Annotated in this window: 21 protein-coding genes; 15 read left to right on the top strand and 6 right to left on the bottom strand. The window is 44.8% G+C overall.

Annotation, left to right across the window (positions count from 1 at the left end):
- The 5 genes from ACE1CM_RS19235 to ACE1CM_RS19255 all read right to left on the bottom strand — a co-directional run.
- Positions 1 to 286 (bottom strand): S8 family serine peptidase (locus ACE1CM_RS19235; RefSeq protein WP_374879398.1); only part of this gene is annotated, 286 nt, incomplete at its 3' end.
- A 425-nt stretch (positions 287 to 711) separates the two neighbouring features.
- Positions 712 to 867: a hypothetical protein gene (locus ACE1CM_RS19240; RefSeq protein ID WP_374879400.1), complete on the bottom strand. Its 156-nt coding sequence runs from the start codon at positions 865 to 867 to the stop codon at positions 712 to 714.
- Positions 868 to 1,292: 425 nt separating this feature from the next.
- Entirely contained in the window at positions 1,293 to 1,763 is a 471-nt protein-coding gene (locus ACE1CM_RS19245; protein WP_226585993.1) for a pentapeptide repeat-containing protein, read from the bottom strand.
- 137 nt (positions 1,764 to 1,900) lie between these two features.
- Positions 1,901 to 2,947, bottom strand: a complete 1,047-nt coding sequence (locus ACE1CM_RS19250; protein WP_374879403.1) for a macro domain-containing protein — start codon at positions 2,945 to 2,947, stop codon at positions 1,901 to 1,903.
- A gap of 43 nt (positions 2,948 to 2,990) precedes the next feature.
- On the bottom strand, positions 2,991 to 3,617 hold the full coding sequence (locus tag ACE1CM_RS19255; protein WP_374879405.1) for a DUF4433 domain-containing protein: 627 nt from the start codon (positions 3,615 to 3,617) through the stop codon (positions 2,991 to 2,993).
- Positions 3,618 to 3,736: 119 nt separating this feature from the next.
- Here ACE1CM_RS19255 and ACE1CM_RS19260 point away from each other — a divergent pair, with 119 nt between their 5' ends.
- From ACE1CM_RS19260 to ACE1CM_RS19320, 13 genes are all read left to right on the top strand, one after another.
- Positions 3,737 to 5,593, top strand: a complete 1,857-nt coding sequence (locus ACE1CM_RS19260; RefSeq protein ID WP_374879407.1) for an ABC transporter ATP-binding protein — start codon at positions 3,737 to 3,739, stop codon at positions 5,591 to 5,593.
- Positions 5,594 to 5,834: 241 nt separating this feature from the next.
- Entirely contained in the window at positions 5,835 to 6,371 is a 537-nt protein-coding gene (locus tag ACE1CM_RS19265; RefSeq protein WP_374879409.1) for a GNAT family N-acetyltransferase, read from the top strand.
- A gap of 78 nt (positions 6,372 to 6,449) precedes the next feature.
- The gene (locus ACE1CM_RS19270; protein ID WP_374879410.1) at positions 6,450 to 6,806 is read left to right on the top strand and encodes a 4a-hydroxytetrahydrobiopterin dehydratase; all 357 of its coding nucleotides are present in this window, start codon (positions 6,450 to 6,452) and stop codon (positions 6,804 to 6,806) included.
- A 149-nt stretch (positions 6,807 to 6,955) separates the two neighbouring features.
- Entirely contained in the window at positions 6,956 to 8,080 is a 1,125-nt protein-coding gene (gene gcvT, locus ACE1CM_RS19275; RefSeq protein ID WP_374879412.1) for a glycine cleavage system aminomethyltransferase GcvT, read from the top strand.
- Between the two features lie 289 nt (positions 8,081 to 8,369).
- On the top strand, positions 8,370 to 9,716 hold the full coding sequence (locus tag ACE1CM_RS19280) for a hypothetical protein (protein ID WP_374879414.1): 1,347 nt from the start codon (positions 8,370 to 8,372) through the stop codon (positions 9,714 to 9,716).
- A gap of 37 nt (positions 9,717 to 9,753) precedes the next feature.
- Positions 9,754 to 10,497, top strand: coding sequence for a GAF domain-containing protein (locus ACE1CM_RS19285; RefSeq protein ID WP_374879416.1), 744 nt, complete (start codon positions 9,754 to 9,756; stop codon positions 10,495 to 10,497).
- A complete protein-coding gene (locus tag ACE1CM_RS19290; RefSeq protein WP_374879418.1) occupies positions 10,494 to 10,841 on the top strand; it encodes a sensor histidine kinase in 348 nt (115 codons plus the stop codon). Before ACE1CM_RS19285 ends, ACE1CM_RS19290 begins: the two co-directional genes overlap by 4 nt.
- Before the next feature lie 148 nt (positions 10,842 to 10,989).
- Positions 10,990 to 11,604 (top strand): class I SAM-dependent methyltransferase, encoded by a 615-nt coding sequence (locus ACE1CM_RS19295; protein WP_374879420.1) that lies wholly within the window; start codon positions 10,990 to 10,992, stop codon positions 11,602 to 11,604.
- A gap of 98 nt (positions 11,605 to 11,702) precedes the next feature.
- Positions 11,703 to 14,459 (top strand): tetratricopeptide repeat protein, encoded by a 2,757-nt coding sequence (locus ACE1CM_RS19300; RefSeq protein ID WP_374879421.1) that lies wholly within the window; start codon positions 11,703 to 11,705, stop codon positions 14,457 to 14,459.
- A 169-nt stretch (positions 14,460 to 14,628) separates the two neighbouring features.
- The gene (locus tag ACE1CM_RS19305) at positions 14,629 to 16,092 is read left to right on the top strand and encodes an RtcB family protein (RefSeq protein WP_374879423.1); all 1,464 of its coding nucleotides are present in this window, start codon (positions 14,629 to 14,631) and stop codon (positions 16,090 to 16,092) included.
- Positions 16,093 to 16,217: 125 nt separating this feature from the next.
- Positions 16,218 to 17,105 carry a CobW family GTP-binding protein gene (locus ACE1CM_RS19310; RefSeq protein ID WP_374879425.1) on the top strand — a complete coding sequence of 296 codons (888 nt, stop codon included), beginning with the start codon at positions 16,218 to 16,220 and terminating at the stop codon, positions 17,103 to 17,105.
- A 4-nt stretch (positions 17,106 to 17,109) separates the two neighbouring features.
- Positions 17,110 to 17,541, top strand: a complete 432-nt coding sequence (locus ACE1CM_RS19315) for an archease (protein ID WP_374879426.1) — start codon at positions 17,110 to 17,112, stop codon at positions 17,539 to 17,541.
- An 851-nt stretch (positions 17,542 to 18,392) separates the two neighbouring features.
- On the top strand, positions 18,393 to 20,093 hold the full coding sequence (locus ACE1CM_RS19320) for a glycosyltransferase family 39 protein (protein WP_374879427.1): 1,701 nt from the start codon (positions 18,393 to 18,395) through the stop codon (positions 20,091 to 20,093).
- Between the two features lie 209 nt (positions 20,094 to 20,302).
- Here the strand turns inward: ACE1CM_RS19320 and ACE1CM_RS19325 are convergent, their stop codons facing one another.
- Complete coding sequence (locus ACE1CM_RS19325) at positions 20,303 to 21,136, bottom strand: alpha/beta hydrolase (protein WP_374879429.1); 834 nt, start codon at positions 21,134 to 21,136, stop codon at positions 20,303 to 20,305.
- Positions 21,137 to 21,227: 91 nt separating this feature from the next.
- On the opposite strand from ACE1CM_RS19325, the gene gcvH reads away from it, so the two are divergent.
- Positions 21,228 to 21,617, top strand: a complete 390-nt coding sequence (gene gcvH, locus ACE1CM_RS19330; protein WP_374879431.1) for a glycine cleavage system protein GcvH — start codon at positions 21,228 to 21,230, stop codon at positions 21,615 to 21,617.
- A gap of 361 nt (positions 21,618 to 21,978) precedes the next feature.
- Positions 21,979 to 24,936 carry an aminomethyl-transferring glycine dehydrogenase gene (gene gcvP / locus ACE1CM_RS19335; RefSeq protein ID WP_374879433.1) on the top strand — a complete coding sequence of 986 codons (2,958 nt, stop codon included), beginning with the start codon at positions 21,979 to 21,981 and terminating at the stop codon, positions 24,934 to 24,936.
- Positions 24,937 to 25,242: the final 306 nt, after the last annotated feature.

The following is a 25,242-nucleotide window of genomic DNA, read 5'->3' on the forward strand; positions in this document are numbered from 1 at the left end:
TAAAGACTGGAATAATTAACCCGCGACATCGGGGTGCAATTCCTGGTATTGAGGAACTATGTTGACCAAAAATGATGCTGGTAACGTGAGTGCCGTGGGTGGACATATCCCCTTGGGGTGTTGCGTCTCCCGGTACTAATGTGGGCAGTCTGGTGAGATTTGCTTTGGCAAAACAAGGGTGATTCTGGTCAACTAACCCATCTAGAATCGCGACGCATATTTGGGAGTTGCCTTGGGTTTTTTCCCACAGTTGTTTTATTCCCGGTATTGTTTTTACATCGGGCATTTAATCTCTAATATCTTTCGGTCTGGTTTCTTTAAAACACGATTCTTAGCTTATGCGAATTTTTGCCATTTTTTTCCCCTTTTTACAAATTTTAATCTTCTCTCCGTACTTTACGGTTTTTTGCTACTTGTTTATCTGTATTTTTTTTTCATATTTTTTTGCCTAATCGCGGATTTGTTCTTCAATTTTGATCTTCGACTGCAATGAGAGGTTGTTAGTTAAGCAGTTTCCCTCTCTATCAGGGCATTCTCCAATAAACTTTCCACTATAGTTCTATATCTTATTTATCAAATAACCCTGAAGTGATGTTAAATTGACTGTCTAATACTGGTCATAATTGAAACCAACCTATAAACTCATTATATGATGTCCGGTTAATCACCCATAGTTAGCAATCACTTGGCAGAGATTTTTATTCAGGGTCATTAGCCGGACATCATATTACTCGACTTTTCAATCCCTCCCCAATATTTATCACCTTCATACTTTTGATAGTCTGCCAGCAATCTCGGCAAGGTTTTGTTTCGGATTGTTTCCCAATCTGTATCTCTTGCGTCGCCGCCTTTTAAGCTGCTACGCATTTAAATCCAATAAAGAGGCGGGCAAGATGCCCACCCCACAAGAAGAAGGCAAAATTTGACTCTCAAATTAGGTGCGTAGCAGCTTATCATGCCCAGATTGGCAAACCCGATTACTTCCCCATCTCTATCCAGGGCTTTTTTCAGTTACCCCTTGCTTTTTGCAGAAAATTTCCTTATACTTTATCTTATAATGCAAATCTTTCCCTAAATCTTATTTTGACAAATATCCCCATTATAACAATCGAATAATAACACAAAAAAACCAGAAGATCAATCCCAAACCCCCCCTAAATTTTATTTGAAGAAAATTTAATTGTTGCAGGCGCCAGACATGATGGTTGATGGGAGAGTCGGGGATGGGAAGACAATCCCACTGGGTTTGAGACAGTGGGATGGTCAAAATAAGTAAGGAGGAGAGGTGGGAATTACTCAAGAACCTGCTGGTTCCAGTCGGGGATTTCTCCATCTTCGCCACCAATACCAATCGCGGTGTTAAAGATATCAGCATCGGTGATATTCAGGTTGTTCATGGATGCCCTGTAGACATTCGAGTCATAAATCGTGGCACGTGTCAAATTGGCGTTGTCGAGATCGGCTTGTTTAAAATCAACGTTGGTTAAAAAAGCAGACGTTAAGTTAGCGCCTGTCAAGTTTGCCCCTGTTAAGTCAGCGCCTTCGAGGTTGGCTTCTCGCAGGTTAGCGCCTTGCAGATTAGCTTCTCGCAAGTCAGCACCGATTAAATGTGCGCCGCTGAGGTCCGCACCCGACAGATCGCACTGGAAACATTCCCTGGTTGACAACAGCTGCTCTACGTGTTGCGGATTCGCAGCGTTGACCGCACTTGTAAAAAATAGCGGAGTTACCAGGGTTAAAGTCGCCAAAAGTTTGCGGTTCATAAGTTATCCCCCTTGGGAATGATGTTGCTTCCGCCTTTTCTCTCACTCTTTCATTATCGCACTTTTCCGGTTGACGACTGTGATGCGACTCACTAAGAATTGCGATCGCACCTGTGTTACCCATGTATCGCCATATTTCACTTTGATGAGTTAATCCAGTTTTCCTGATCAAGACGCTGCCAAGCTTTGCGAATGTGTTGTTCAGTGAAGATTTGACGCTTGCGATCGCTCGATTGATGTACGAGTGCGATCGCAACTTGGCTATCTTTTGCTGCCTTGGGTTCTTCTTGAGCAACCCAGTGAACGGTTGCCAAAAGTTCTAATCCGTAGGGAGTCTCAAAACCATCGATCAGGCGGCTAACTCGCTCTAAACGCTTTTGTGCATCGGGTTCTTTTTCTAGAAAACTTTGTGCTGCTTCTCTACCTGCGGGTAATACATAAATTTCGGCGTTACCTGTCGTTCCATCACCATAACCGCGAATGTAATGCCCTTCGAGACGTTGCAATACGTGATAGAGGTTTTCCGCATAAGGACCGTATTGATGTTTGACATAACGTAACTTCAAAGGTTCACCAGCTATTTGCAAGAAATAAGCAAGTTTCTGGATTTCTAACTTGGTCAATCGATAACCCGGAATTCCGTATAGTTCCAGCAGGCTAATGAATAGGGCACGGGCACGGGTCATATTAGGTGTAGGAGTAGCAACCCGTATTTTTTCCGCTGCGGGTGCTACTGAAGGCTCAAAGATAACTACCTGCACATCTGGCAGTTCGGTAAATGCTGATTCAATCAGGGGCTTGATCGCTGCCCAATTCAAGCCACCATTTCCACAACCTAAAGGTGGAATGGCTATTGAATTAATACCCAACTGCCGCACTTCTGCAACTAGCGCCACCAGTCCACTTTTAATATCTTCAATTTTTGACTTGCCTCTCCAATGGCGCTTGGTAGGGAAGTTAATAATGTATCTTGGGTAAAAAATATTACCTGTTTGAACCGTAAACATACGCCCTGGTTTTACTTCACCAGCGCGACAGGCTTTTTCATATTGACGGAAGTTTTCGGGAAAGGCTTGCTTGAATTGCAAGGCGATACCCTTACCCATGACACCGACACAATTAACGGTGTTAACTAGGGCTTCTGCTTTTTCTTCCAGCAGGTTGCCTTGCTTGAACTCAATCATTTCCTTTAACTGCTTTTTAGTACTATTGTACTATTTAATGATTCTAGTAGTACCAATGAGAGTAAACCATAACGGGCGGCTGGTGGTTAAAGTTTTGTAATATTTGTTGAACTTGGGTTTGAATTGTATTATTAATCACACATATTTCTGTTATCAGCGTCCAGGGACAGAATTGATGTACCAAGAACTCGGCTTGTCTTCGCCATTTACGATTCGGGTCATCTTCGGTGTCAAACCAATACTTTGATTCCATAAGTTCCCAGTCAATCTCGTACTCTAATGCTTCAAGGTCATCGTAAAAGCTGGTATACTCCATGACTGCATGACCATCGGTAAACGCAAAATCCAAGCCTGAAGCCTCAATATCTTCTGCTTTAGAAACTAGGTGAATTACAAAATTTTGTCCTTGGAAATAGCGCTCTAGATTGCCTTTGTGAATGGCATAGAGCATGGGAGAGTGTGGGGCAAAATAGAACGGTACGTAATCGTGCAATGTTCCTATTGCACTACAGGGAACGGGCTTTCTTGCTCGCCGATCCTGGATGCGCTCGTGAGCAATATCACGGTAGTCAATTCGCTCTTGTCGTAACCTGCTGTTTGCAATTAACCCGTCTGAATTCAAGATAGAAAGTAAGTTATCGATGTGGGTAATATGATAAATATTGGTCATTATCGTCGGATATACGGCTCTATGTTAAGAGCTTAAGATATACGGCACTAAATCGTGAATTTTGGCAATCGGGCGCCATAATCGTTAAATTACGTAAATGCCTTTTGTAATATATTTGTATGACGAAGGCAGTTAATGGCAAGGAGTTGGTTGTGAATCGCAAACTAAGGGAAGCGATCGCAAGGATAACCAATTACGCGGGCGTATTCTGTCGTTCCGTGGCGGTATTGTGGACAGCGGCAGCCAAAGAGACATTTTATGTTACTATCAGCTTTCTGTTACAGGGGGCAATTCCGGCGGCGGGGGTTTGGATTACCAAGCAAGTTGTAGATACGGTAACCGCAGCGCTGACGCAAGGGCGGCAAGTCGATAGTACCACAGCGGGAATGTTAATTGCGGCTTGGATTGCAGCGCTGTTAGTTGAATCGCTCTTGAACCCTTGGGATAGTTTAGCGCAGGGTAATTTAAATGAGAAACTCACCGCGCATATTAACCTGTTACTAATGCGGAAAGCGGACAGTTTTTTAGACTTGACTCGGTTTGAAGATTCGCGTTTTTACGACCAATTACAACTAATAAAACAAGCAGCAGCTTACCAACCATCTTATTTGCTGCAAGTGCTAAGTGCTGGGGGAAGGGAATTGTTTACCACCCTGGCGATGTTCGGTTTGTTGTTTCCTTTAGGTTGGTGGGTGCCGTTGCTAATTTTAATAGCAACCTTACCTCAAAGTTATGTTTCCCTGCGATTGCGGGAAAAATCCTGGGAACTGGCAGCGGGGAAGAGTCCCCAAGCGCGACGGATGGAGTATTGTGCTTCGGTGATGCTGACGGATACTTATGCTAAAGAGGTGCGGTTGTTTGGATTGGGTAATTTTTTAATCGACCGTTACAAAGGTGCGTTTGATGAGTTGCATGGGGAAATGCGGCGGTTTCGCAGCAAAGAAGCGCGATGGTCTACGAGTTTAGCCTTGTTGAGTGCGGGGGGGAATGCGTTCGCATTCTACTGGATCGTGCAGCAAGCTTTTAGCGGCAACCTCAGTCCCGGAAATGTCCTTTTATTCGTCCAGTCACTTGCATACATTCAACGGGGACTTTTCATCCTGATCGCCGTAACGGTCAACCTTTACGAAGTCTTGCTAAATATGGGGCGACTGTTAGACTTTTTGGCAACCAAACCCTCGCTGATTTTAAGTTTAAATCCCCAACCCGTCCCCGCACAAATTCAATTGGGAATTCAGTTTGATAACGTCAGCTTTTGCTATCTTGATGGTAGGGAGGCATTAGCCAATATTTCCTTTCCCCTGCGTCCGGGGGAAACTGTGGCTTTAGTGGGGGAAAATGGCTCAGGAAAAACGACAATTGTCAAGCTTTTGACGCGACTTTATGACCCGACAGCGGGGAATATTTGGCTCGATGGCACAGATTTAAGAGATTTAGATGTAATTGCTTGGCGAAGACAAATAGCCGTCGCGTTTCAAGATTTTGGTCGCTATAGTTTCAGCTTGGGGGAAAACATTGCTTTGGGAAACCTTCCAGCTTTGGCAGATTTAGAACAAATCAAAAAAGCCAGTCAACAAGCGGGTTTAGATAAACTGTGCGAAGAGTTACCGCAAGGCTATAAAACTTTATTAGGAAAGCAATTTGACGGCACCGAACTATCGGGGGGACAGTGGCAAAAACTAGCATTGGCGAGGGCTTTTATGCGGCACAATGCCCAGATTTTAATATTAGATGAACCAACCGCAGCATTAGACCCCCGCAGCGAGTACGAAATTTACCGTCGTTTCGCTTCGCTGACTCAAGGAAAAACGACGCTGCTGATTACCCATCGTCTGGCATCGGTTCGCATGGCTGACCGCATTTTAGTCCTCAAGGAGGGACATTTAATTGAGCAAGGAAACCATGAAGAACTGCTGGGGCAAGGTGGTGAATATGCGTTGCTTTGGGGAATGCAAGCGGAGCAATATGGCGGGTGATAAACTGTTAAAATAAAGAAACCGGGGTGATCTAATAATACCTGAGCCAATTTTCTGAAACGCCCACATGCTAAAGCATGTGGCTACACAAACAAAGCCTGCCAAAGCAGGCTCAAATCCTTACAGGCTGCTTTGGCAGCCAAAGTTTGTATAGCCGCACGCTTAAGGGTGTCGGATTTGGCGAAGGTATTGTTAGAGAAAGCTGGTTTGTCTAACTTTTTCCTGGAATAGAAGTTTGCTGATGAACGCCTTGTTTGAAACGACTCGCCTGATAATTCGCGACTGGAATCCTGAAACAGATGCAGAACAGGCTTTTAAAATCTACGGGGATCCGGATGTGATGCGGTTTATTAACAGCAGAGTTCCAGCGAGTGTCGAGGCACAAAAGGCAGCAATGGAAACAACAATAGAAAAATATGCAATACTCAATAATGGCACGGGTTCTTGGGCAGTAGTTGAAAAAGAAACAGGACAAATTGTAGGGGCGATTATACTCAAACAATTGCCCGACAATCAAGGTAATTTGACACAAGATTACGAGGTGGGTTGGCATTTTAGGAAAGCTTCTTGGGGTAAGGGGTACGCTACTGAAGCAGGAAGATGGGCGCTTGAGTATGGATTTAAGGTTCTCAAGCTACCAGTAATTTATGCGGTGGTCAAACCAGAAAATTACCCATCGATTCGGGTGACGCAACGGTTGGGAATGATGCCGATGGGTCGCACGCAACGGTATTATGGTGCAGAATTGGAGTTGTTTCGGATCTCAGGACAGTTGTAGAAACGAGAACGCATCTTGTGGTAAAGTACCTTTGCAGACAGGCTTTGGCTGGACTTCCAAAACGAAGGTATCGAGACTATGGAACAGCTGACACAACAAAAATGCGTACCTTGCTCTGGCGGTGTACCCCGTCTCAACTCTGAGCAAATAGCAGAACTCACACCCCAAGTTCCAAACTGGGACGTAGTTGAGGTAGAAGGGATATCACGCCTCGTGCGCCTTTACAAGTTTCCCAACTTTGTTTCAGCTTTAGCATTTACCAACCGCGTCGGCGACGAAGCAGAAAAAGAAGGTCACCACCCAGCTTTGCTCACCGAATGGGGTAAAGTAACCGTTAGTTGGTGGACTCACGAGATCGGCGGACTGCACCAAAATGATTTCGTTATGGCTGCCAAAACCGATGAAATTGCCAACCAGATGGCTGCAACAAAATAATTTATTGACCGCACAGAAGACTCATTGTTAGTCTTTAATGAACCTAGAAACCGGGTTTCTGGCTGCGCTCTCTTTTTTCAGAGAAACCCGGTTTCTTTGCGTAAGTCCTGTAAGTTATATTTATCATCTCTGTCACTTTTGTCCTAACAATGAGCGAACAACCGGAAAACCTATTACTTTTATCTCGCACTCCTTTATTCGATCTAGCTGTAGAACTCAAAGCGCGCCTCACTCCTTTTGCGGGATGGGAAATGCCCGTGCAATACAGTGGCATTGGCGCAGAACATCAGGCTGTGCGAACATCTGCTGGCATGTTCGATATCTCCCACATGGGAAAATTTGTTGTGCGGGGAAAAAATTTAATCGCACAACTCCAGCGCTTAGTTCCCTCAGATTTGAGCCGCCTGCAACCAGGTCAAGCTCAGTATACGGTGTTGTTAAATCCCAATGCTGGAATTATTGACGATATTATTTTTTATTACCAGGGCGAGACTGGAACGGGCGAACAGTGGGGGTTTATTATTGTTAATGCGGCTACGACTGAGAAAGATAAACGCTGGCTTTTGTCGCACTTAGAACCCGCTAAAATCGATTTTCAAAACATTTCATCGTCAAAAGTTTTAATAGCAGTTCAAGGGCCAAAAGCTGTTAGCTATGTTCAACCCCTGGTTAAAGAAGATTTGACATCGGTGAAGCCATTTGGTCATTTAGAAGCGACCGTGTTAAATCAACCCGCTTTTATTGCCCGCACTGGCTATACCGGCGAAGATGGATTTGAGATCATGGTAGACCCAGAAGTGGGGATTGAATTGTGGCGCAGTCTGCATCAAGCTGGGGTGATTCCCTGCGGTTTGGGTGCTAGAGATACCCTGCGCTTGGAAGCAGCAATGGCACTTTACGGACAAGATATTGATGATACAACTACGCCCCTAGAAGCTGGGTTAAATTGGCTGGTTCACCTCGATACTAAAGGAGAATTTATTGGTCGATCTGTTTTGGAAAAACAGAAAGCTGCTGGAGTAAAGCGGCGGTTAGTAGGATTGCGAATGCAAGGACGCAATATCGCCCGTCACAGCTATCCCGTCTTGTATCAAGGGGAAATTGTGGGAGAAGTGACTAGCGGAACTCTTTCTCCGACTTTGGGTTATCCCGTTGCACTTGCTTACGTTTCGACTGAGTTAGCAACGGTGAAACAGCCAATAGAAGTGGAAATTCGCGGTAAGGTTTATCCGGGAGTTGTGGTTAAGAAGCCTTTTTATAAGCGCAGTCGCTAATATCTTTCCTTTTTGTCCTCTAGAAACCCGGTTTCTTTGCGAAACCGGGTTTCTTATTTCAGTATAAGGCGATACGAATTAACCTATGTAAACCATTTAAGAATAGAATTTTCGATAAATTACTTTTTCTAAAGCGTTTGTTTTGAGAGGCTAAAAATTACGATTTAATAATGATAGATTGAGAAATTAAGGCTGACAAGAGAATTTAGAAACCTTATTGCTTGATTTGGGTGCAGCTAGGAAATAGAAAAATATAACTCTGGTAGGGCGAAAAATAAGGAGAGGAGAAATGTTTTTTGAACTTTGCTCGTCATCCACCCGGCAATTGGGTAAAACCAGCATATCTCAGGTTTGGCAACGTAAATATAAGCCGGGAAGACTGCCGCAAAAATTGATTTCCTCCCTGGTAATAGGCAGCTTAATTTTGATTGTGGGGGGAAAGGCATTCACCAGTTATTGGATCCTTCGCAGCTTAATTATAAAAAACTTAGAAGAAAAAGCTTTAATTGAAGTTAAAATAACGAGCCATGAAATTGATGAATGGTTGGCGTTTATGATATATTATGTTGAAAGTTTAGCTAATAATTCAAGCGGTAGGTCGATGAAATGGTGGAAGGCAGAACCTTTCTTAAAAGAAGAAATAGAGCAGCCGGATTATCACATGTTATTGATGGCAAATCGCGCTGGGTATTATTATACAACTAAGACGGGATTTGTCAGGGGGAAAAGTTTGAGCGATCGCGCCTACTTTAAACAAGCGATCGCAGGCAAAGCAAACGTCTCCGATCTGTTAATTTCCCGCTTTACCGGAGTCAGGCAAGTTAGCATTGCAGTGCCGATACGCTCGAGTCCTTCAATCGCTCAAAATTTATCGACAAATCCGCTTTTAATGCGGTTAAATCTTCCATCTAAACCATCTAAAACCGAAGCTAAACCCATCGGTGTATTAGCAGGAATTGTGCCAATTGACCGCATCACAGAAGCGAGATCTCGCCTGGGGATTGGACGGGGAAGTTATGCATTTGCCCTCGATAGTCAAGGCGTGCCAATTACCTATCCAAATCGGTTATATATTCAAGAGCCTAAGAGTTTTTTAAACGAGGCAAATCCCAGCCTGGCTAAAATTGCCAAATCGATGGTGAACCGTCAGCGGGAAGTTAAACTGGTGCAACTTGAGGGAGAATGGGTTTATGTCGCCTACGCCCCGCTCAAGTTTACTAATTGGTCTGTAGGATTGGCGATTCCGAAAGCAAATTTGGAACAGGAACTAACAGCGCTGAATCTATTAGCTTCGGTGGTGGGAACGCTTTTATTTGGGGCAACGAACGCTGCGGGATGGCAATTGCAATTATTCGATAAAACTAAAGAACGCGCCGCCCAAGAAGCACTGTTAAATCGCATTACAGCTAGGATTCGCGCTTCCCTAGACCTGGAAACAATTTTACAAACCACCGTGGATGAAGTAGCACAGTTGCTATGCTTAGATCGGGTGATGTTTAGTTGGTATCGAGTAGAGGAGGAAATGCTAGAAGTCGTCTGGGAACATCGGCGACAAGAAATGCCTTCCCATTTGGGATATTTCGATGTCAAAAATTTGGAAAAATTGGTGGGAAGTCTGAGAAAATGCGAAATTTAAAGATGATGTTTTTACCGAACCCAGAATTACAAAAACTGTGGGAGAAATAGGCAGTTACGTCGCCTTGCCGGTATTGCTAAAAAATTGCGAACGGGGTTATTTAACTTGCGTGAGGACTTCGCCTTGGAATTGGAGAGAAAGGGAAATTGAACTGCTGCGTGCGGTGACGGATCAGCTAGCGATCGCAATCAATCAATCGCGCCTGCTGGCGCAATCTGAAGCACAAGTTAAAATCGCCAACGAACAAGCTTTTTGCCTCGCTCAAACTTTAACCCAGCTACAAAAAACCCAAGCGCAATTAATTCAAAGCGAAAAAATGTCGAGTTTGGGTCAACTCGTTGCTGGCGTCGCCCACGAAATTAACAAACCCACCAGTTTTATTTACGGAAACCTCGTCTACGCCAAACAATATACTCAACAATTGCTCAGCTTATTGCAGCTTTATACCCAACACTATCCCCATCCAGCGCCGGAAATTCAAGAGGAAGGCGAAGCAATCGACGTCAACTTTATTTTAGAAGACCTCCCCAAACTACTATCCTCAATGCAAAGCGGGGCAGACCACATCCGTAAAATTGTCCTATCCTTACGCAACTTCTCTCGCTTAGAACAAGCGGAAATGAAAGCTGTTGACATTCACGAAGGGAGCGATAATACCCTGGTACTATTGCAACATCGCCTGCGTCCTCAAACGGGAAAGCGTGAAATCGTGGTGATTAAAGAATACGGCAATTTACCTTGGGTAGAATGTTATGCCGCACCACTGATTCAGTTGTTATGAATATTTTGAGCAATGCAATTGATGCACTGGAACAGGGGAATGGGTTATCGGTAATAGGCGATTTACCAACAATTAGCATTAGCACCGCAGTTACAGGAGATAATTGCATTACGCTCCGGATTGCCGATAACGGAAAAGGCATGACAGAATCGGTAAAGAAACACATCTTTGACCCCTTCTTTACGACTAAACCAGTCGGTCAAGGCACGGGTTTAGGGCTAGCCATCAGCTACCAAATTGTAGTAGAAAAACATGGGGGAAATTTGCTGTTTTCTTCCGAACCCGGTCGGGGAACCGAGTTGTGGATTGAAATCCCGATTCGCCAAGGCAACAAACATCAATGATATCATGTTCGGTAGTATCGGTAGTGTATGGATGGCTAATTGCTCATTGCTCATTGCTCATTGCTCATTGCTAATTGTCAATTGCCTCCAGAACCGCCATTAGCGATTAGCTATTAGCAGTTACACAACCTTTGCTCAGGGACATGATATGATTCATCGGATACCTAATAACAAACAGCAACTATTCGATCGGTGGGCACCTGCTTACGATACCTTATTCCCATCGGTATTTTATCAGGCAATTCACCAGCGGTTACTCGAATACGTTGAGTTACCCAGGGAAGCGCAAGTCCTCGATATTGGATGCGGGACCGGACGCCTGCTTGACCGTTTGGCAAGTCAGGAACCGACTTTACAAGCGACGGGATTGGATTTTTCTGCGGAAATGATTCGGCAAGCGCGTCAACGCAACCGTCACCGACCCCGTATCATCTTTATAGAAGGGAATGCAACGGCGCTGCCTTTTGCAGAAAATCAGTTTGATGCTGTCTTCAACACGCTGAGTTTTCTGCACTACGACTCGCCTGAGCAAGTTTTTCAGCAAGTCAGTCGCGTGTTGCGTCCCAACGGTCGGTTTTATTTGGTCGATATCACCACCGGCAGGCAGTCTGAGTCCGAGTCGGCGTATATCCCCGTTTCTCCGGGTGGGGTTCGGTTTTACAGTCCGGCGGCGCGCGATCGCTTAGGAAAACAGGTAGGATTAAACTGTTTGGGTCACCATCACCTGTTAGGTTCGGTTCTGCTAACGGTTTTCGCCAAATAATTCCGGGTTGGCATCAAAGCACAACGCTCCATACAACGTGCTAGCATCTGAAAATGCAGCCGTGGTAATATCTTGAGCGATTAGCAGGTTAGCAAGTAGTGGAACAACAGTTAATTTGGGGGATTAAAATGCAGCGCCAGAATCTCAATCTTTTCGCCTTAATACTATCCCAACGCAACGTTGTCCTTTCCACCTTGCTATTGTCTGTTGGTTTTGTCAGCGAACAAACTACTCTAGCTCAGACTTCCCCTGGAATTTCCAAGCAGGAACGGCAAGAATTGGAGCGTTTGCGCCAACAACAGCGCGTGCAACAGCAAGTCGATGCTAGGGTGGCACAGACGACGACGCTGTTTAACGTCATGCTGGCTATTTTAGCGCTGCTGTTGGCGGGTGCGATCGCAGCTTTATTCCTATTGCGGAAAGCGGTGATTCACCAAGTCGCAGAAATTGTCAGAAATCACCTCAAAGAAGTCAAAGATTTAGAAACCAAGCTGGCGCAAGCAAATCAAGAAGTGCTTCGATTGCTCGAATCAGCCCAAAATCTGGAAGACGATCTCCACGACGAAGCCAAAAATTTTAAACAGGAACTCGGAGATAAACGGGAAAATACATCTAAATTGGTCGCGGAATTATCCCAGTCTAAAACACAAGCGATCGCAGAATTAGAAACGCAAATCCAATCCGCCCACGCCAGGATTAGAAACTTAGAAACAGACTTGAGGCATCAACTGGTAGATCTCAAGTCCGATGCAGAACAGCAAAAAGTGCTGCTGCTGGATAATTTAACAAAATTGATCGCCGAATTCTCCCCCCAGTTACAGGTAATTGAAGCAACCGTTGAAGGACAGAAAGCAGCAGTATTGCAACATTTAGAAAAATCCGAAGCCGAGTTTGCTACTCGCATGGCCCAAATCCAAGCCAATTTACATAAACAAAAAGATTTAATCGTTCAAGATTTAGAGAAAGTCAGCGCCGACTTTGCACCGCAACTAGAAGGAATGCAAACCGATGTCCAACAGCAAAAGCAAGCAGTTTTACAGAATTTACAGAGATTGGGAACCGAGTTTGCTAACCAACTAGCCGAACTCCAAACCGGATTGCAAAAGCAACGCGGGTTAATCGGACAAAACCTAGAAAAATTAAGTGCCGAATTTGCACCCCAGCTAGCGGGAATGCAGTCGGAAGTAGAAGGAGAAAAAGAATCTGTATTGCACAGCTTAAAACAAGCCGAAACCGAGTTTGGCAACCAAGTAGCACAACTTCAGGCAGAAGGAAGAAAGCACCGCGATTTACTTTTGGAAAATCTGAGCAAGCTGGAGAAAGATTTTGTGCCGCAAATGAATTTAATTCATTCAGAAGCAGCCAAAAAAGCTCAACAGTTAAACGAGCAAGCTTTGCAAAAGATGGAAGAAATGGCAGGGGAGAAAACCAGTCAAATTTCAGCATCTCATGCCCAAATACAAGGGCAAATGGATGGGATAATCGCCAGCTTGAAAAATATAGAATCCCAGTTTGCCAATGAAGTAGAAGGATCGCGAACCGATATTCGAGACAAGAAAAAGCAAACGTTGCAAAGTTTAGAACAATTGGCAACCGAAGTAGCAGGTCAATTTAACCTAGTTAAGACAGAGATCCAAAAGCGGAAAGATAAAGCATTACAAAATCTGGAAAGACTCGAAAGCGACATCACAGCTTTCTTGTCCCAATTCCAGACAGATATTGAAACCCAAAAGGATAAAACCCAACATAATCTGGAAAGCTTTGAAACAACCTATTCGACCAGGTTGGCTGAATTATTCGAGGGAATTAAAGCGCAAAAAGAACAAATATTGCAAGAATTAGCAGATAAATCGCCAATCTCTATCGCTGAAGCAGTCATCCCCGAAGTCATGCCAAAAGTCATAGCTTTGAGTGCAGAAATGGAACGCCTCAAAGCGAATCATCCTCAGTTATTTTTGATTCCAGATGACTATGTAAATAAAGGCGATGAATTATTAGCGCAACAGCGTTATGAAGAAGCGATCGCCAACTACGAACAAGCCATCGACCTCAAACCAGATAACGCCAAAGTATGGTATAATCGCGGCCTCGCCTTCTGGGAATTAAAGCAATATAACGAAGCGATCGCATCCTTCGATAAAACCCTGCAATTCAAACCCGATGACCCCGATACCTTGTATCATCGCGGTTTAGTCCTCAAAGAATTAAAACGTTATGAAGTAGCATATTCCACCTTTAACCAACTCGTAGAACTTCAACCAGAAAACGATAAAGCTTGGTTCCAACGGGGAATGACTCTAGGAAAATTGAAACGCTATGAAGAAGCGATCGCATCCTTCGATAAAGCATTGGAAATAAATCCGGGCGATCGCGAAGCTTGGGTCAATCGCGGTGTAATATTAGGAACCCTGGAACAATCTGAGGAAGCTTTCAAATCCTTTGACAAAGCGGTTGAACTGAAACCAGACGATGCAGTAGCCTGGATTAATCGCGGCTTGGCTTTAGGCGTATTAAAGCGGTATGAAGATGCGATCGCATCCTTTGAACGCGCTATCTCACTCAACCCCGACTCCCATAAAGCTTGGAACTACAAAGGCGAAATGCTGATTAAACTAGAACGCGATCTAGAAGCAATCGAAACTTTGGATCGCGCCTTGAAAATAGAACCAAAATATGCTAATGCATATTACAACAAAGCCCTTTGCTATGCCTTACAAGAGCGGTCAAAACAAGCATTAGAAAACTTAGAACGAGCGATCGCTCTCGATCCAAAATATAGAGAACAAGCCAAAAACGACCCAGATTTCGATGCCTTGGTAGAAAGCGATCGCTTCTGGCAAATAGTAGAAGGGTGAAGTACCCACAAACTCTACCTACCTCTTCCCTCTGCGTCCTCTGCGTCTGGAGTGGTTCGTTAAAAAGATATTCTCCGGGTAGGAAGCGAGAAACTATCCAACTTTAGAGAGACAATCAATCAAACAATCCTCCCTAAAATAGCAAACAGTAGAGCCTGGAGAGCTTCTCATGGCAAATATAGAACAAATTATCCAACAAATATCCGACACCGTCTGGGAAATACCCGTTTCCTACAAAGAAGGAATGCGAGTCCCCGCACGCATTTATGCCACCGAAAAATTAATGCGCGAGATGGACGACGGCGTCTACGATCAAATCACCAACGTCGCCACGCTTCCAGGCATCACAAAATACGCCTTGTGTATGCCAGATGGACACTTTGGTTATGGATTTCCCATCGGTGGCGTTGCGGCGATGGATGTAGAAGCAGGCGGCGTCATTTCTCCCGGCGGTATCGGTTTTGATATCAACTGCGGAATGCGTCTTGTCGTCACAAACCTCACATATAAAGACGTTAAACCTTATATCAAACAACTTGTAGATAGACTCTACGAAAGAGTACCCGCCGGAGTCGGAAGCACTGGTTTTGTCAAAATTTCCCGGCAAGAATTTCGCCAAGTGGTCGAACAAGGTTCCCAGTGGTGCATCCGCAACGGTTATGGGTGGCAAGAAGATTTAGACCTCACCGAAGAAAACGGATGCATTCAGGGTGCAGACTCCGCAAAAATTAGCGAAAAAGCCATCGATCGAGGATTTAATCAAATAGGCACTTTAGGATCGGGAAATCACTATCTGGAAATACAAGTCGCCAGAAAACAGGACATCTTCGCCCCCGAATTAGCTGCAACTTTTGGCATTACCCAACCAGATCAAGTAGTCGTCATGTTCCACTGCGGTAGTCGCGGATTTGGACACCAAGTCGCCACCGACTACCTGCAAGTTTTCCTCAAAGTAATGGAAAGCAAGTACGGCATTAAAATTTTAGACCGGGAACTCGCCTGCGCGCCGTTTCACTCCCCCGAAGGACAAGCTTATTTTACGGCGATGAAGTGCGGTTTAAACATGTCCTTTGCCAATCGCCAAGTAATCTTACACCGCATCCGCGAAGTATTTTCCCAGATATTTGGCACCGATGCAGAAGACCTCGGAATGCGTGTCGTATACGATGTAGCGCACAATACGGCGAAACTCGAACGACACATGGTAGATGGAATTGAACGCCATCTCTTAGTCCATCGTAAAGGTGCAACCCGCGCCTTTGGTCCGCATATGGCAGATGTCCCCCAAAAATATCAAACCGTTGGTCAACCCGTTATCATCGGCGGTAGCATGGAAACCGGATCGTATTTATTAGTTGGAGTTAGCAGCGGCGAGCAAAGTTTCTTTAGTACCGCACACGGTAGCGGACGCAGTATGAGTCGGACTAAAGCGCGCAAAACTTGGCGGGGAGAAAAGCTGCAAAAAGATCTAGAAAACCGAGGTATTTATATTCGCAGTACTTCGTGGTCTGGACTTGCTGAAGAAGCAGGAGGTGCTTATAAAAATATCGACGATGTGATTGAAGCTGCTGAGTTAGCTGGGATTAGTAAGAAGGTGGTGCGCCTTAGTCCGATTGGTAATATTAAAGGATAAGAGGAGAAACGAACCACTCCAGACACAGAGGACACAGAGAAGAGAAGAAGAGAAGAGAGATTTTTAAAGGTTTGTGAGAAGACTCATCCAAAATCTGCAATCTGAAATCTGAAATCTGAAATCTCATGATGCAAGTTCGCACGCCGCTAACGGTAATTACGGGACCCTTGGGGAGTGGAAAAACCACCCTCCTGCGCCACGTTCTCGATATTTTTCCCAAAAAGATCGCCATTTTGATGAATGAATTTGGCGAAATCGCCATCGACAGTAAAATTATTCAAGGGAAAAATGTCGAGATGGCAGATTTGGGTGGGGGTTGTGTTTGCTGTTCCCTGCTGGGAGAATTTGAAGCTGCTGTCAATGAAATTATAGATAACGTCGCTCCGGATTACATCATTGTCGAAACAACCGGCGTGGCGGAACCGGATGCGCTGGTTTTCGATATTCAAGAAAGCTTGCCAACCGTGCGACTCGATGGCGTTGTAACGGTGATGGATGCGGATTTGACGATCAAATATCCCAGTATCGGACATACTACCCGCATCCAAATCGCAGCCGCAGATACTATCCTTTTAAATAAAGCAGATTTGGTGTCGGAATCTGAGTTAGAACAAATAGAAGCAAAGTTGCGGAGTATCAACGAAATTGCCACTATTTTACCCACCATCCGCTGTAAAGTAGACGCTGATTTGCTGTTCGGCATTGGACGCGATCGCACCCAACCTCCCCCGCACCACGTCCACCAACCAGAATTTGAATCTTTTAGCTATACTTCCCGCGCCAATTTCAATCGCGAGTGCTTCGATGATTTTGTGGCAAGTCTGGCAACCGATGTTTATCGCGCTAAAGGGTTTATCCGATTTGACGACCAGATTTATCTGTTTAATTTTGTCGCGGGGCGCTGGGAACTAGAACCTTTTGACCAAGATGCAACCGAGTTAGTGTTTATCGGTAAGCAGTTGAGGGTAAAGCAAGCAGAAATCATCCATCGTTTAAAATTATGCGAGCAATAATACTATGCCATACGAGTTTTTAGAAGATATTGCGATCGCCGACATCGCCTTCTGTGCTACGGGAACCGACCTGGAAGCTCTTTTCATCGCCGCTGGGGATGCTACCGTTAATACTATGATCGAGAACCTGGATGCGATCGCACCCTACCAAACTCGCACCTTCTCTCTGGAAAACGACGCGCTAGACATGCTGCTATTCAACTTTCTGCAAGAATTCATCTACTACAAAGACAGCGAGTTGCTTTTACTCCGTCCGCAACAAGTCACCATCGCACAAAAGGATACCCTTTTTCACCTCAACGCCGTTACTAGGGGCGAAACTCTCAACCCAGAAAAACATCACCAAAGAGTCGATGTCAAAGCAGTCACGTTACACCGTTTCGCTTTAGAGGAAACAGACAATGGTTGGATGGCTATGGTTATCCTCGATATCTAACTACCCAAAAATCGGGTGACTATTCCATTCTCGGTTAAAATCGGAATTTATCCAGGGCTTATATGGGCGCACGGATTCCCATTATAAAAATATCATCCGTGAAATTAGTTGATTTGTCAAGTAGATCGAGCCAGAATTTTTCCCAAAAACCGGCATTCTAGAAATCGTTGCTCGTCATACCAATATCACCATTCCCCTGCCATACCTTGAGCCTCGCCACATCACCAACGAGTCTATGTCCAAGCTTTCACTTTACACCGCTTCGCTTTAGAGCAAACAGACAATAGTTCCACTGCTATGGTTATCCTCGATATCTAACTACCCACAGCCACCGACAGATGTGTTGAACAGCTATAACACATAGAGGATAAACGATTCAGCAAGTGTAAGTTCACTAAAATTTACCACTTGACAAAAATTGACAAAGATATGGTAAAATACTTCCTTATATAAATTTACATCCTTAATAGTGTCTGGGTGCATCAGTATTGTATACGGGCTTCGCGGGTGCGTGTAGGAACTGGTTTTACCAATCAATCTGTGCATCTATGAAATATTTCTTTCAAACCTCCCCTACTGTTGGGAGCGGGAATTATCTGTAAAACCAGTCGCTACAAATCTTTGAAATATAGATAACCGGCTCTGTCGATCGTGGTGTCATTGATATGATTTCCGACAAATAGCCTTTAATTAAAACTCTCCGCGTCCGGTGCCTCTTTAGCGTCTGGGTGTCAGTCCTAACTATGGGTATTCAAGCGGACATGATATGACGCTTTTTTTGTTTCAATGTCTTAGGCTTAGCTAAGTTTTTTGAGTAGTGGCAATTGCCAATGTAATCGAGGTTTTAAGTTATGAAACCAAAGCTATTATTTAACTCTGACATTATCAATATTTTGATAATAACTGCTATTTGGATTGTGATGGTAATCCTGGTAAATCCTCTCGGTAATTTTGGTTTAAATGATGACTGGGCTTATGGATTTTCTGTAAAATATCTAATCGAAAAAGGTCAGTTAGAAATTTCAACTTGGACTGCGCCAAACCTATTGGCTCAGATTTTTTGGGGAGCATTATTTTGCCTGCCAGTTGGTTTTTCATTTACGGCACTTCGCTTTTCAACTTTAACATTAGGATTAGTAGGTGCGATCGCGAATTATGGGCTTCTTAGAGAAGTAAATTTACACCAAAAATTTGCTTTATATGGGGCTTTAATAGTGGCATTTAATCCAATATATTTTGGACTTGCCAATACTTTTATGACTGATGTTCCCTTTTTTGCAGTTGGAAGTTTATCTGTCTATTTTTTGATACGTGGACTTAAACGAGACTCAAATATTGAAATTATAATTGGCATCTTATTTGCTTGTATAGCCTTGTTAATTCGTCAGTTAGGATTCGCCATCTTTTTAGGATTCGGTTGCGCTTACGTCATCAAAAACCAAGCCTGGTTAAAAAGTTTTATTAAAGGTTTTAGCCCGACAATCTTAGGTGTATTAATACAGCTATCTTATCAAGGATGGTTGCGATCAACAAGACAAAATATACCAGACTTACACGGTAAGCAAATTCAGGATATTTTAAATAGTTTTTCCGGTTTTAATTGGCTTTATTTGATTGAATTTTTTCTGAGAAATACAATGCTGGCTCTAGTATATCTAGGGCTATTTATGTTACTGTTTACGATAGTAATATTCCCGCTCAAATTTCAAAGCTTTTCTCAGAAAGAAAGGGGAATAACTATTTTTGCTTTATTGATTATTTTTATAATAGTCGGAGTAGCAGTAATATCAAAAGGCTTTCAAATACCGATAACAAGAAATATTCTCTCTGAGTTTGGCCTGGGTCCTTTAACACTGCGTGATGGCTATATCCTAAACAATTTACCTGTGCCGCAGGCTCTGAAAATATTTTGGCTAATCGTAACATCTATAAGCATAGTTGGTGCTGTTTTACTGATTCTATATTTAATTTTTGCTTTCAGGGAAATCTTATGGAATGATTCCAGGTATCAAGGCGAGGAAAAATGGTTAAAAGTATTGATAATTTCTGAAATATGCATCTATTTTGCCCCACTAGGAATAGGAGGGTTTTTCGACCGATATCTGATTTTTTTATTGCCGTTTTTGATGATGATGGTTGTAGTTTTTACAAGAAAGGTTACGCAGGATGAAAAGTTTGATAACCGCTTGATTTCTCTTGTTATGATAATCATGTTATTCTCGGCTTGGTTCACTATAGGAGCGACGCATGACTACTTATCATGGAACCGAGTTCGCTGGCAAGCCTTGGATAATTTAATGCAAGAATCTAAGATATCGCCTAACCATATCGACGGTGGTTATGAATTTAACGGCTGGTATTTATACAGCCCCAAGTATAAGGGGAAGCGTGAAAAAAGTTGGTGGTGGGTGGATCGAGATGATTATATGATTTCATTTAGCCCTCTAGATGGTTATAAAGAGGTAAAACGATATCCATTTAAGAAGTGGCTTCCTTTTGGACCAACGAACATTTTGGTTTCACGTAAAAGTACAGCTTCGTCCAGCAGATAACTACTGATATCATGTCCGCTAGATTACTATCAATATCCGTCAGATGCTAACTGCTAATAGCTAATTGCCCTCGCATCGTAACTGACGCAAAGAAACTGGGTTTGTATGAAAAATCGTTGCTTTGGAATTAGAGATCGCAGCAAGAAACCCGGGTTCTGACCTCGTCGTGCGTAAGTCCTGTAGCTATTAGCGATTAGCTATTAGCCAAATTAACCGGATGCGCTATGACTATTGACTAATTCAACAAACTGGCGCAAAGCTGTGACATACCTTTCCCCGGCAACCAATCTAAAATTATTGTGACCCGCACCTTCAATCCACAAAAAGCGCTTGGGTTCGTTCGCCGCATCAAACAATTTTTGACCGTGATAGAAAGGAATAACTTCGTCAGCAGTTGCGTGCATGACCAAAACCGGACAGCGCACATTTTTGATTTTGTCGATATTGGCGAATTTATCGAAAGGTACGATGGGAATGTGCGTCACGACGCGAAACGCGGTGATAAAGGTGTTTTCTACAATTAGACCAGCAATGGGTTTACGGGCAGCCAAATCTACCGATGGACCGCCACCTACCGAATGTCCGTAGGCGATAATCCGATTGGGGGGAATCTTCAATTGCTGGGTGAGATAATTGTACGCAGCGTCGATATCTTTATAGGCATTGCGTTCGCTGGGCGTACCCTGACTGGTTCCGTAACCTTGGTAGTCGTAGGCAAAAACGCTAAATCCGATATCCCGCAATTCTTTCAATATAGGCAGACCATAGCCTAAGTCTTCCGCATTGCCGTGGGAATAGAGGATAGTATACTTGGCATTGGGATTGGGCAAGTAAATTCCCGAGATCTTGACGCCATTTGCGGTTGTCAGCTTGAGAATGTCTTGCGTATCCTCATAAGTGGAGGGTTGGGGTAGGAAAATCATCCTCTCGGTGAAAAAGTACGCCCAGATGCAGAAACAACCGTAGATGAAGATGGCAGAACGTATCATACGCTTGAGGGAAAACTCTCCCCAGAGTAGTCGGTTAAGGGTTTTTTTGTCCATGGGGATGGGATCGATATAACTGTATTAATTAGACGCGATCGCTATATCGGGTGTTGTAAACTGAGCAAGGCTGTTTGAGGAGCTTTTCAAAATGCCTTTTGAATATCCCGATGACCTAAAATACCTAGACACCCACGAATTCGTGCGCTTGGATGGTGACATTGCCACCGTTGGCATTACCGCCTTTGCCGTCGATCAGCTAGGCGATATCGTATTTCTGGAATTACCAGAAATCGGCGCGGCGCTTTCCAAGGGAGAAAGCTTCGGTACCATCGAATCGGTGAAAGCGGTAGAAGACCTGAATTCTGGCATCTCCGGGACGGTAGTCGAACGCAACGAAGCGATGATCGAATCTCCCGAACAAATAGGGGAAGACCCCTACGGCGAAGGTTGGTTGCTCAAAGTTCGCATCGACGACGCTGGAGAACTCGACGATGCGCTATCTGCTGCCGAGTATCGCGCTTTGGTGGAAGGGGAATAGGACGCGGCGACGCGGCGACAGGGGGACGCGGAGAATTTTGCCCCTGGGGAAGAAGACGCGGCGACGGACACGCGGCAACAGGTCGAGGTTGATGGCAGATTTCCCCGCGTCCCCCTGTCCGCTTGTCCCCCTGTCCTGATCTCTCCTCGTTCTAGATTGGAAAATAGGCGATACACCGGACGCAGAGAATTTTGCCCCTGGGGAAGAAGACGCGGCGACGGACACGCGGCAACAGGTCGAGGTTGATGGCAGATTTCCCCGCGTCCCCCTGTCCCCTTGTCCCCCTGTCCTGATCTCTCCTCGTTCCAGATTGGAAAATAATTGTTAAAACTTAATAAGCGATCAATTCTGGAGGCAATCTGTGCCAGGTTCTACCACTCATCAGCAACAAGGAGAAACAGGTCTAGTGTCTCATTCTTTTGTCGGGCGGCACATTGCGCCGACAGCGGATAAAATTCAGCAAATGCTGGAACTATTGGGGTTTGATACCCTGGATGCTTTAATTGACGCGGCGGTACCAGAGTCGATCCGGTTGAGGAATCCGCTGCAACTGCCACCCGCACAAAGCGAATACGCCGCTTTAGCTCAATTAAAAGAAATTGCCTCGAAAAATCAAGTCTACCGTTCGTTTATCGGCATGGGGTATTACGACTGCATTACCCCGCCGGTTATCCAACGCAATATTCTGGAAAATCCAGGTTGGTATACTGCTTACACTCCCTATCAGCCAGAAATTGCCCAAGGACGTCTGGAAGCGCTGTTAAACTTCCAGACGATGATAATAGACCTGACCGGGTTGGAAATTGCCAACGCTTCTTTACTCGATGAAGCAACCGCCGCCGCCGAAGCGATGGCGATGAGTTATGGCATCTGCAAAAATAAAGCTCACGGTTATTTCGTCTCCCAAGATTGTCATCCCCAAACCATCGATGTATTGCAAACTCGCGCCAAACCGCTAGGCATTGAGATTATTGTGGGCGACCATCAATCTTTTAGCTTCGACAAACCTATTTTTGGCGCAATTCTGCAATATCCCGCCAGCGATGGCACAATTTACGACTACCAAGCTTTTATCGAACAAGCGCATAATGCTGGTGCATTGGTAACGGTAGCGGCAGATCCGTTAAGTTTGTGCTTGCTAAAACCGCCGGGAGAATTTGGCGCAGATATTGCCGTCGGTAGTACGCAACGCTTTGGCGTTCCTCTGGGATATGGTGGGCCACATGCAGCTTATTTTGCCACTAAAGAAGAGTATAAACGACAAGTTCCGGGACGAATTGTCGGCGTATCTAAAGATGCACAAGGTAAAACCGCATTGCGTTTAGCACTGCAAACCCGCGAACAACATATCCGCCGCGAAAAAGCGACGAGTAATATCTGTACCGCGCAAGTTTTGCTGGCAGTGATTGCCAGTATGTATGCGGTTTATCACGGCGCTGCGGGACTGAAAAAAATAGCCGAAAATATCCATAATCAGACGGCAACTTTGGCAGCAGGATTAAAGGGGTTAGGATATAAAATCGGTTCGGAATATTTCTTCGATACCTTGCGGGTAGAATTGGGCGATCGCAGCTTAGAAGAAATATTAGCAGCTGGGGAAGCGCGTCAAATTAATATCCGCGTTTTTGATAACACAACAGTCGGGATTTCCCTGGATGAAACGACGACAATGAAAGACTTGCAAGACTTATTGGAAATCTTCTCCGGTAACTCTGCGGTTCCTTCATCGGATCCCCCCCTGCCCCCCCTTGCGAAGGGGGGGGTTGGAAATGCCAAATCCCTCGCCAGGACTACGGAATACCTCACCCATCCTATCTTTAACCGCTATCATTCGGAAACGGAACTTTTGCGCTACATGCATCGCTTGCAGGCAAAAGATTTATCGCTAACGACCTCAATGATTCCGTTGGGTTCTTGTACGATGAAGCTGAATGCTACAGCGGAAATGATGCCGGTGACTTGGCCTGAATTTGGTAAGATTCATCCATTTGCACCGCTATCCCAAGCGCGGGGTTATCAAGTTTTATTCGATCAATTGGAAACATGGTTAGCAGAAATTACCGGGTTTGCAGGGATTTCTTTGCAACCAAATGCGGGTTCTCAAGGTGAGTATGCCGGGTTGCTGGTAATTCGGGAATATCACGAGAGTCGGGGAGAAAGCGATCGCAATGTCTGTTTAATTCCGACCTCGGCACATGGCACCAACCCCGCCAGCGCTGTTATGTGCGGCATGAAAGTCGTTCCCGTTGCTTGCGATGACCAAGGTAATATTGACCTCAACGACCTCAAAGATAAAGCGGAAAAACATAAATCAGAACTCGCGGCGTTGATGGTTACCTATCCTTCCACCCACGGGGTTTTCGAGTCACAAATTAAACAAATTTGCGACATCGTTCACGCCAATGGCGGACAAGTTTATATGGATGGGGCTAATATGAATGCCCAAGTCGGGTTGTGTCGTCCGGGAGATATTGGCGCTGATGTTTGTCACTTGAACTTGCACAAAACTTTCTGCATCCCCCACGGCGGCGGTGGACCCGGTATGGGACCGATTGGCGTTGCTTCCCATTTAGTGCCGTTTTTACCCGGTCATCCGATCCCCCCCAACCCCCCCTTGCCAAGGGGGGGCACGGGGGGGATCCCCCCCTTGCTAAGGGGGGGCTTTGAGAAGGAGAAGTCAATGGGTGCGGTTTCGGCTGCGCCTTGGGGGAGTGCTAGCATTCTGGTAATTTCTTGGATGTATATTGCCATGATGGGAAGCGCGGGGTTGACCGATGCAACTAAGGTGGCAATTCTGAATGCGAATTATATCGCCCGTCGGTTAGAACCTTACTACCCGGTTTTATATAAAGGCGAGTCGAATTTAGTGGCGCATGAGTGCATTCTGGATTTGCGATCGCTGAAAAAATCCGCCAGCATCGAAGTCGAGGATGTGGCTAAGCGCCTGATGGACTACGGTTTCCACGCCCCTACTATTTCTTGGCCCGTCGCGGGTACGATGATGGTAGAACCGACGGAAAGCGAATCCAAAGAAGAATTAGACCGCTTCTGCGAGGCGATGATTGGGATTCGTAAAGAAATCGCCGCGATTGAAAATGGCGCAGCCGATGCGGGGGATAATGTGCTTAAAAATGCACCCCATACCGCAGAAAGTTTAATTGCCGGGGAATGGCAACATCCCTATACTCGAGAACAAGCTGCGTATCCCGCACCTTGGACGAGGGAGTATAAATTTTGGCCTGCGGTGGGACGAATTGACAGTGCCTTTGGCGATCGCAATTTCGTCTGTTCTTGCTTACCGATGGAGGCTTATAGCTGAGTAAGGGTTTTCTAGGGGCACGGCATCGTAGGGGCACGGCATTAGATAACCTTTTAATATAAACCAAAAATTATTCTACGCCGTGCCCCTACTTCTGGTTTCTGCTACCAGTAGGGAAAATTAGATAACCTTTTAATATAAACCAAAAATTATTCTATTTTCCCTACACCTAAAAATTACGGGAGCGTGGTAGCCCCGTCAATTCATTGCGGGGCCCAAACGCGACACGAGCAGATTTATCTGCCGTCAATATTAGTTAAGATTAATCAATATTATCATCTAGGTCAAAGCCAGTAGATTATAATT

It is taken from the genome of Microseira sp. BLCC-F43 (assembly GCF_041929235.1).
Taxonomy (GTDB): Bacteria; Cyanobacteriota; Cyanobacteriia; order Cyanobacteriales; family Aerosakkonemataceae; genus Microseira.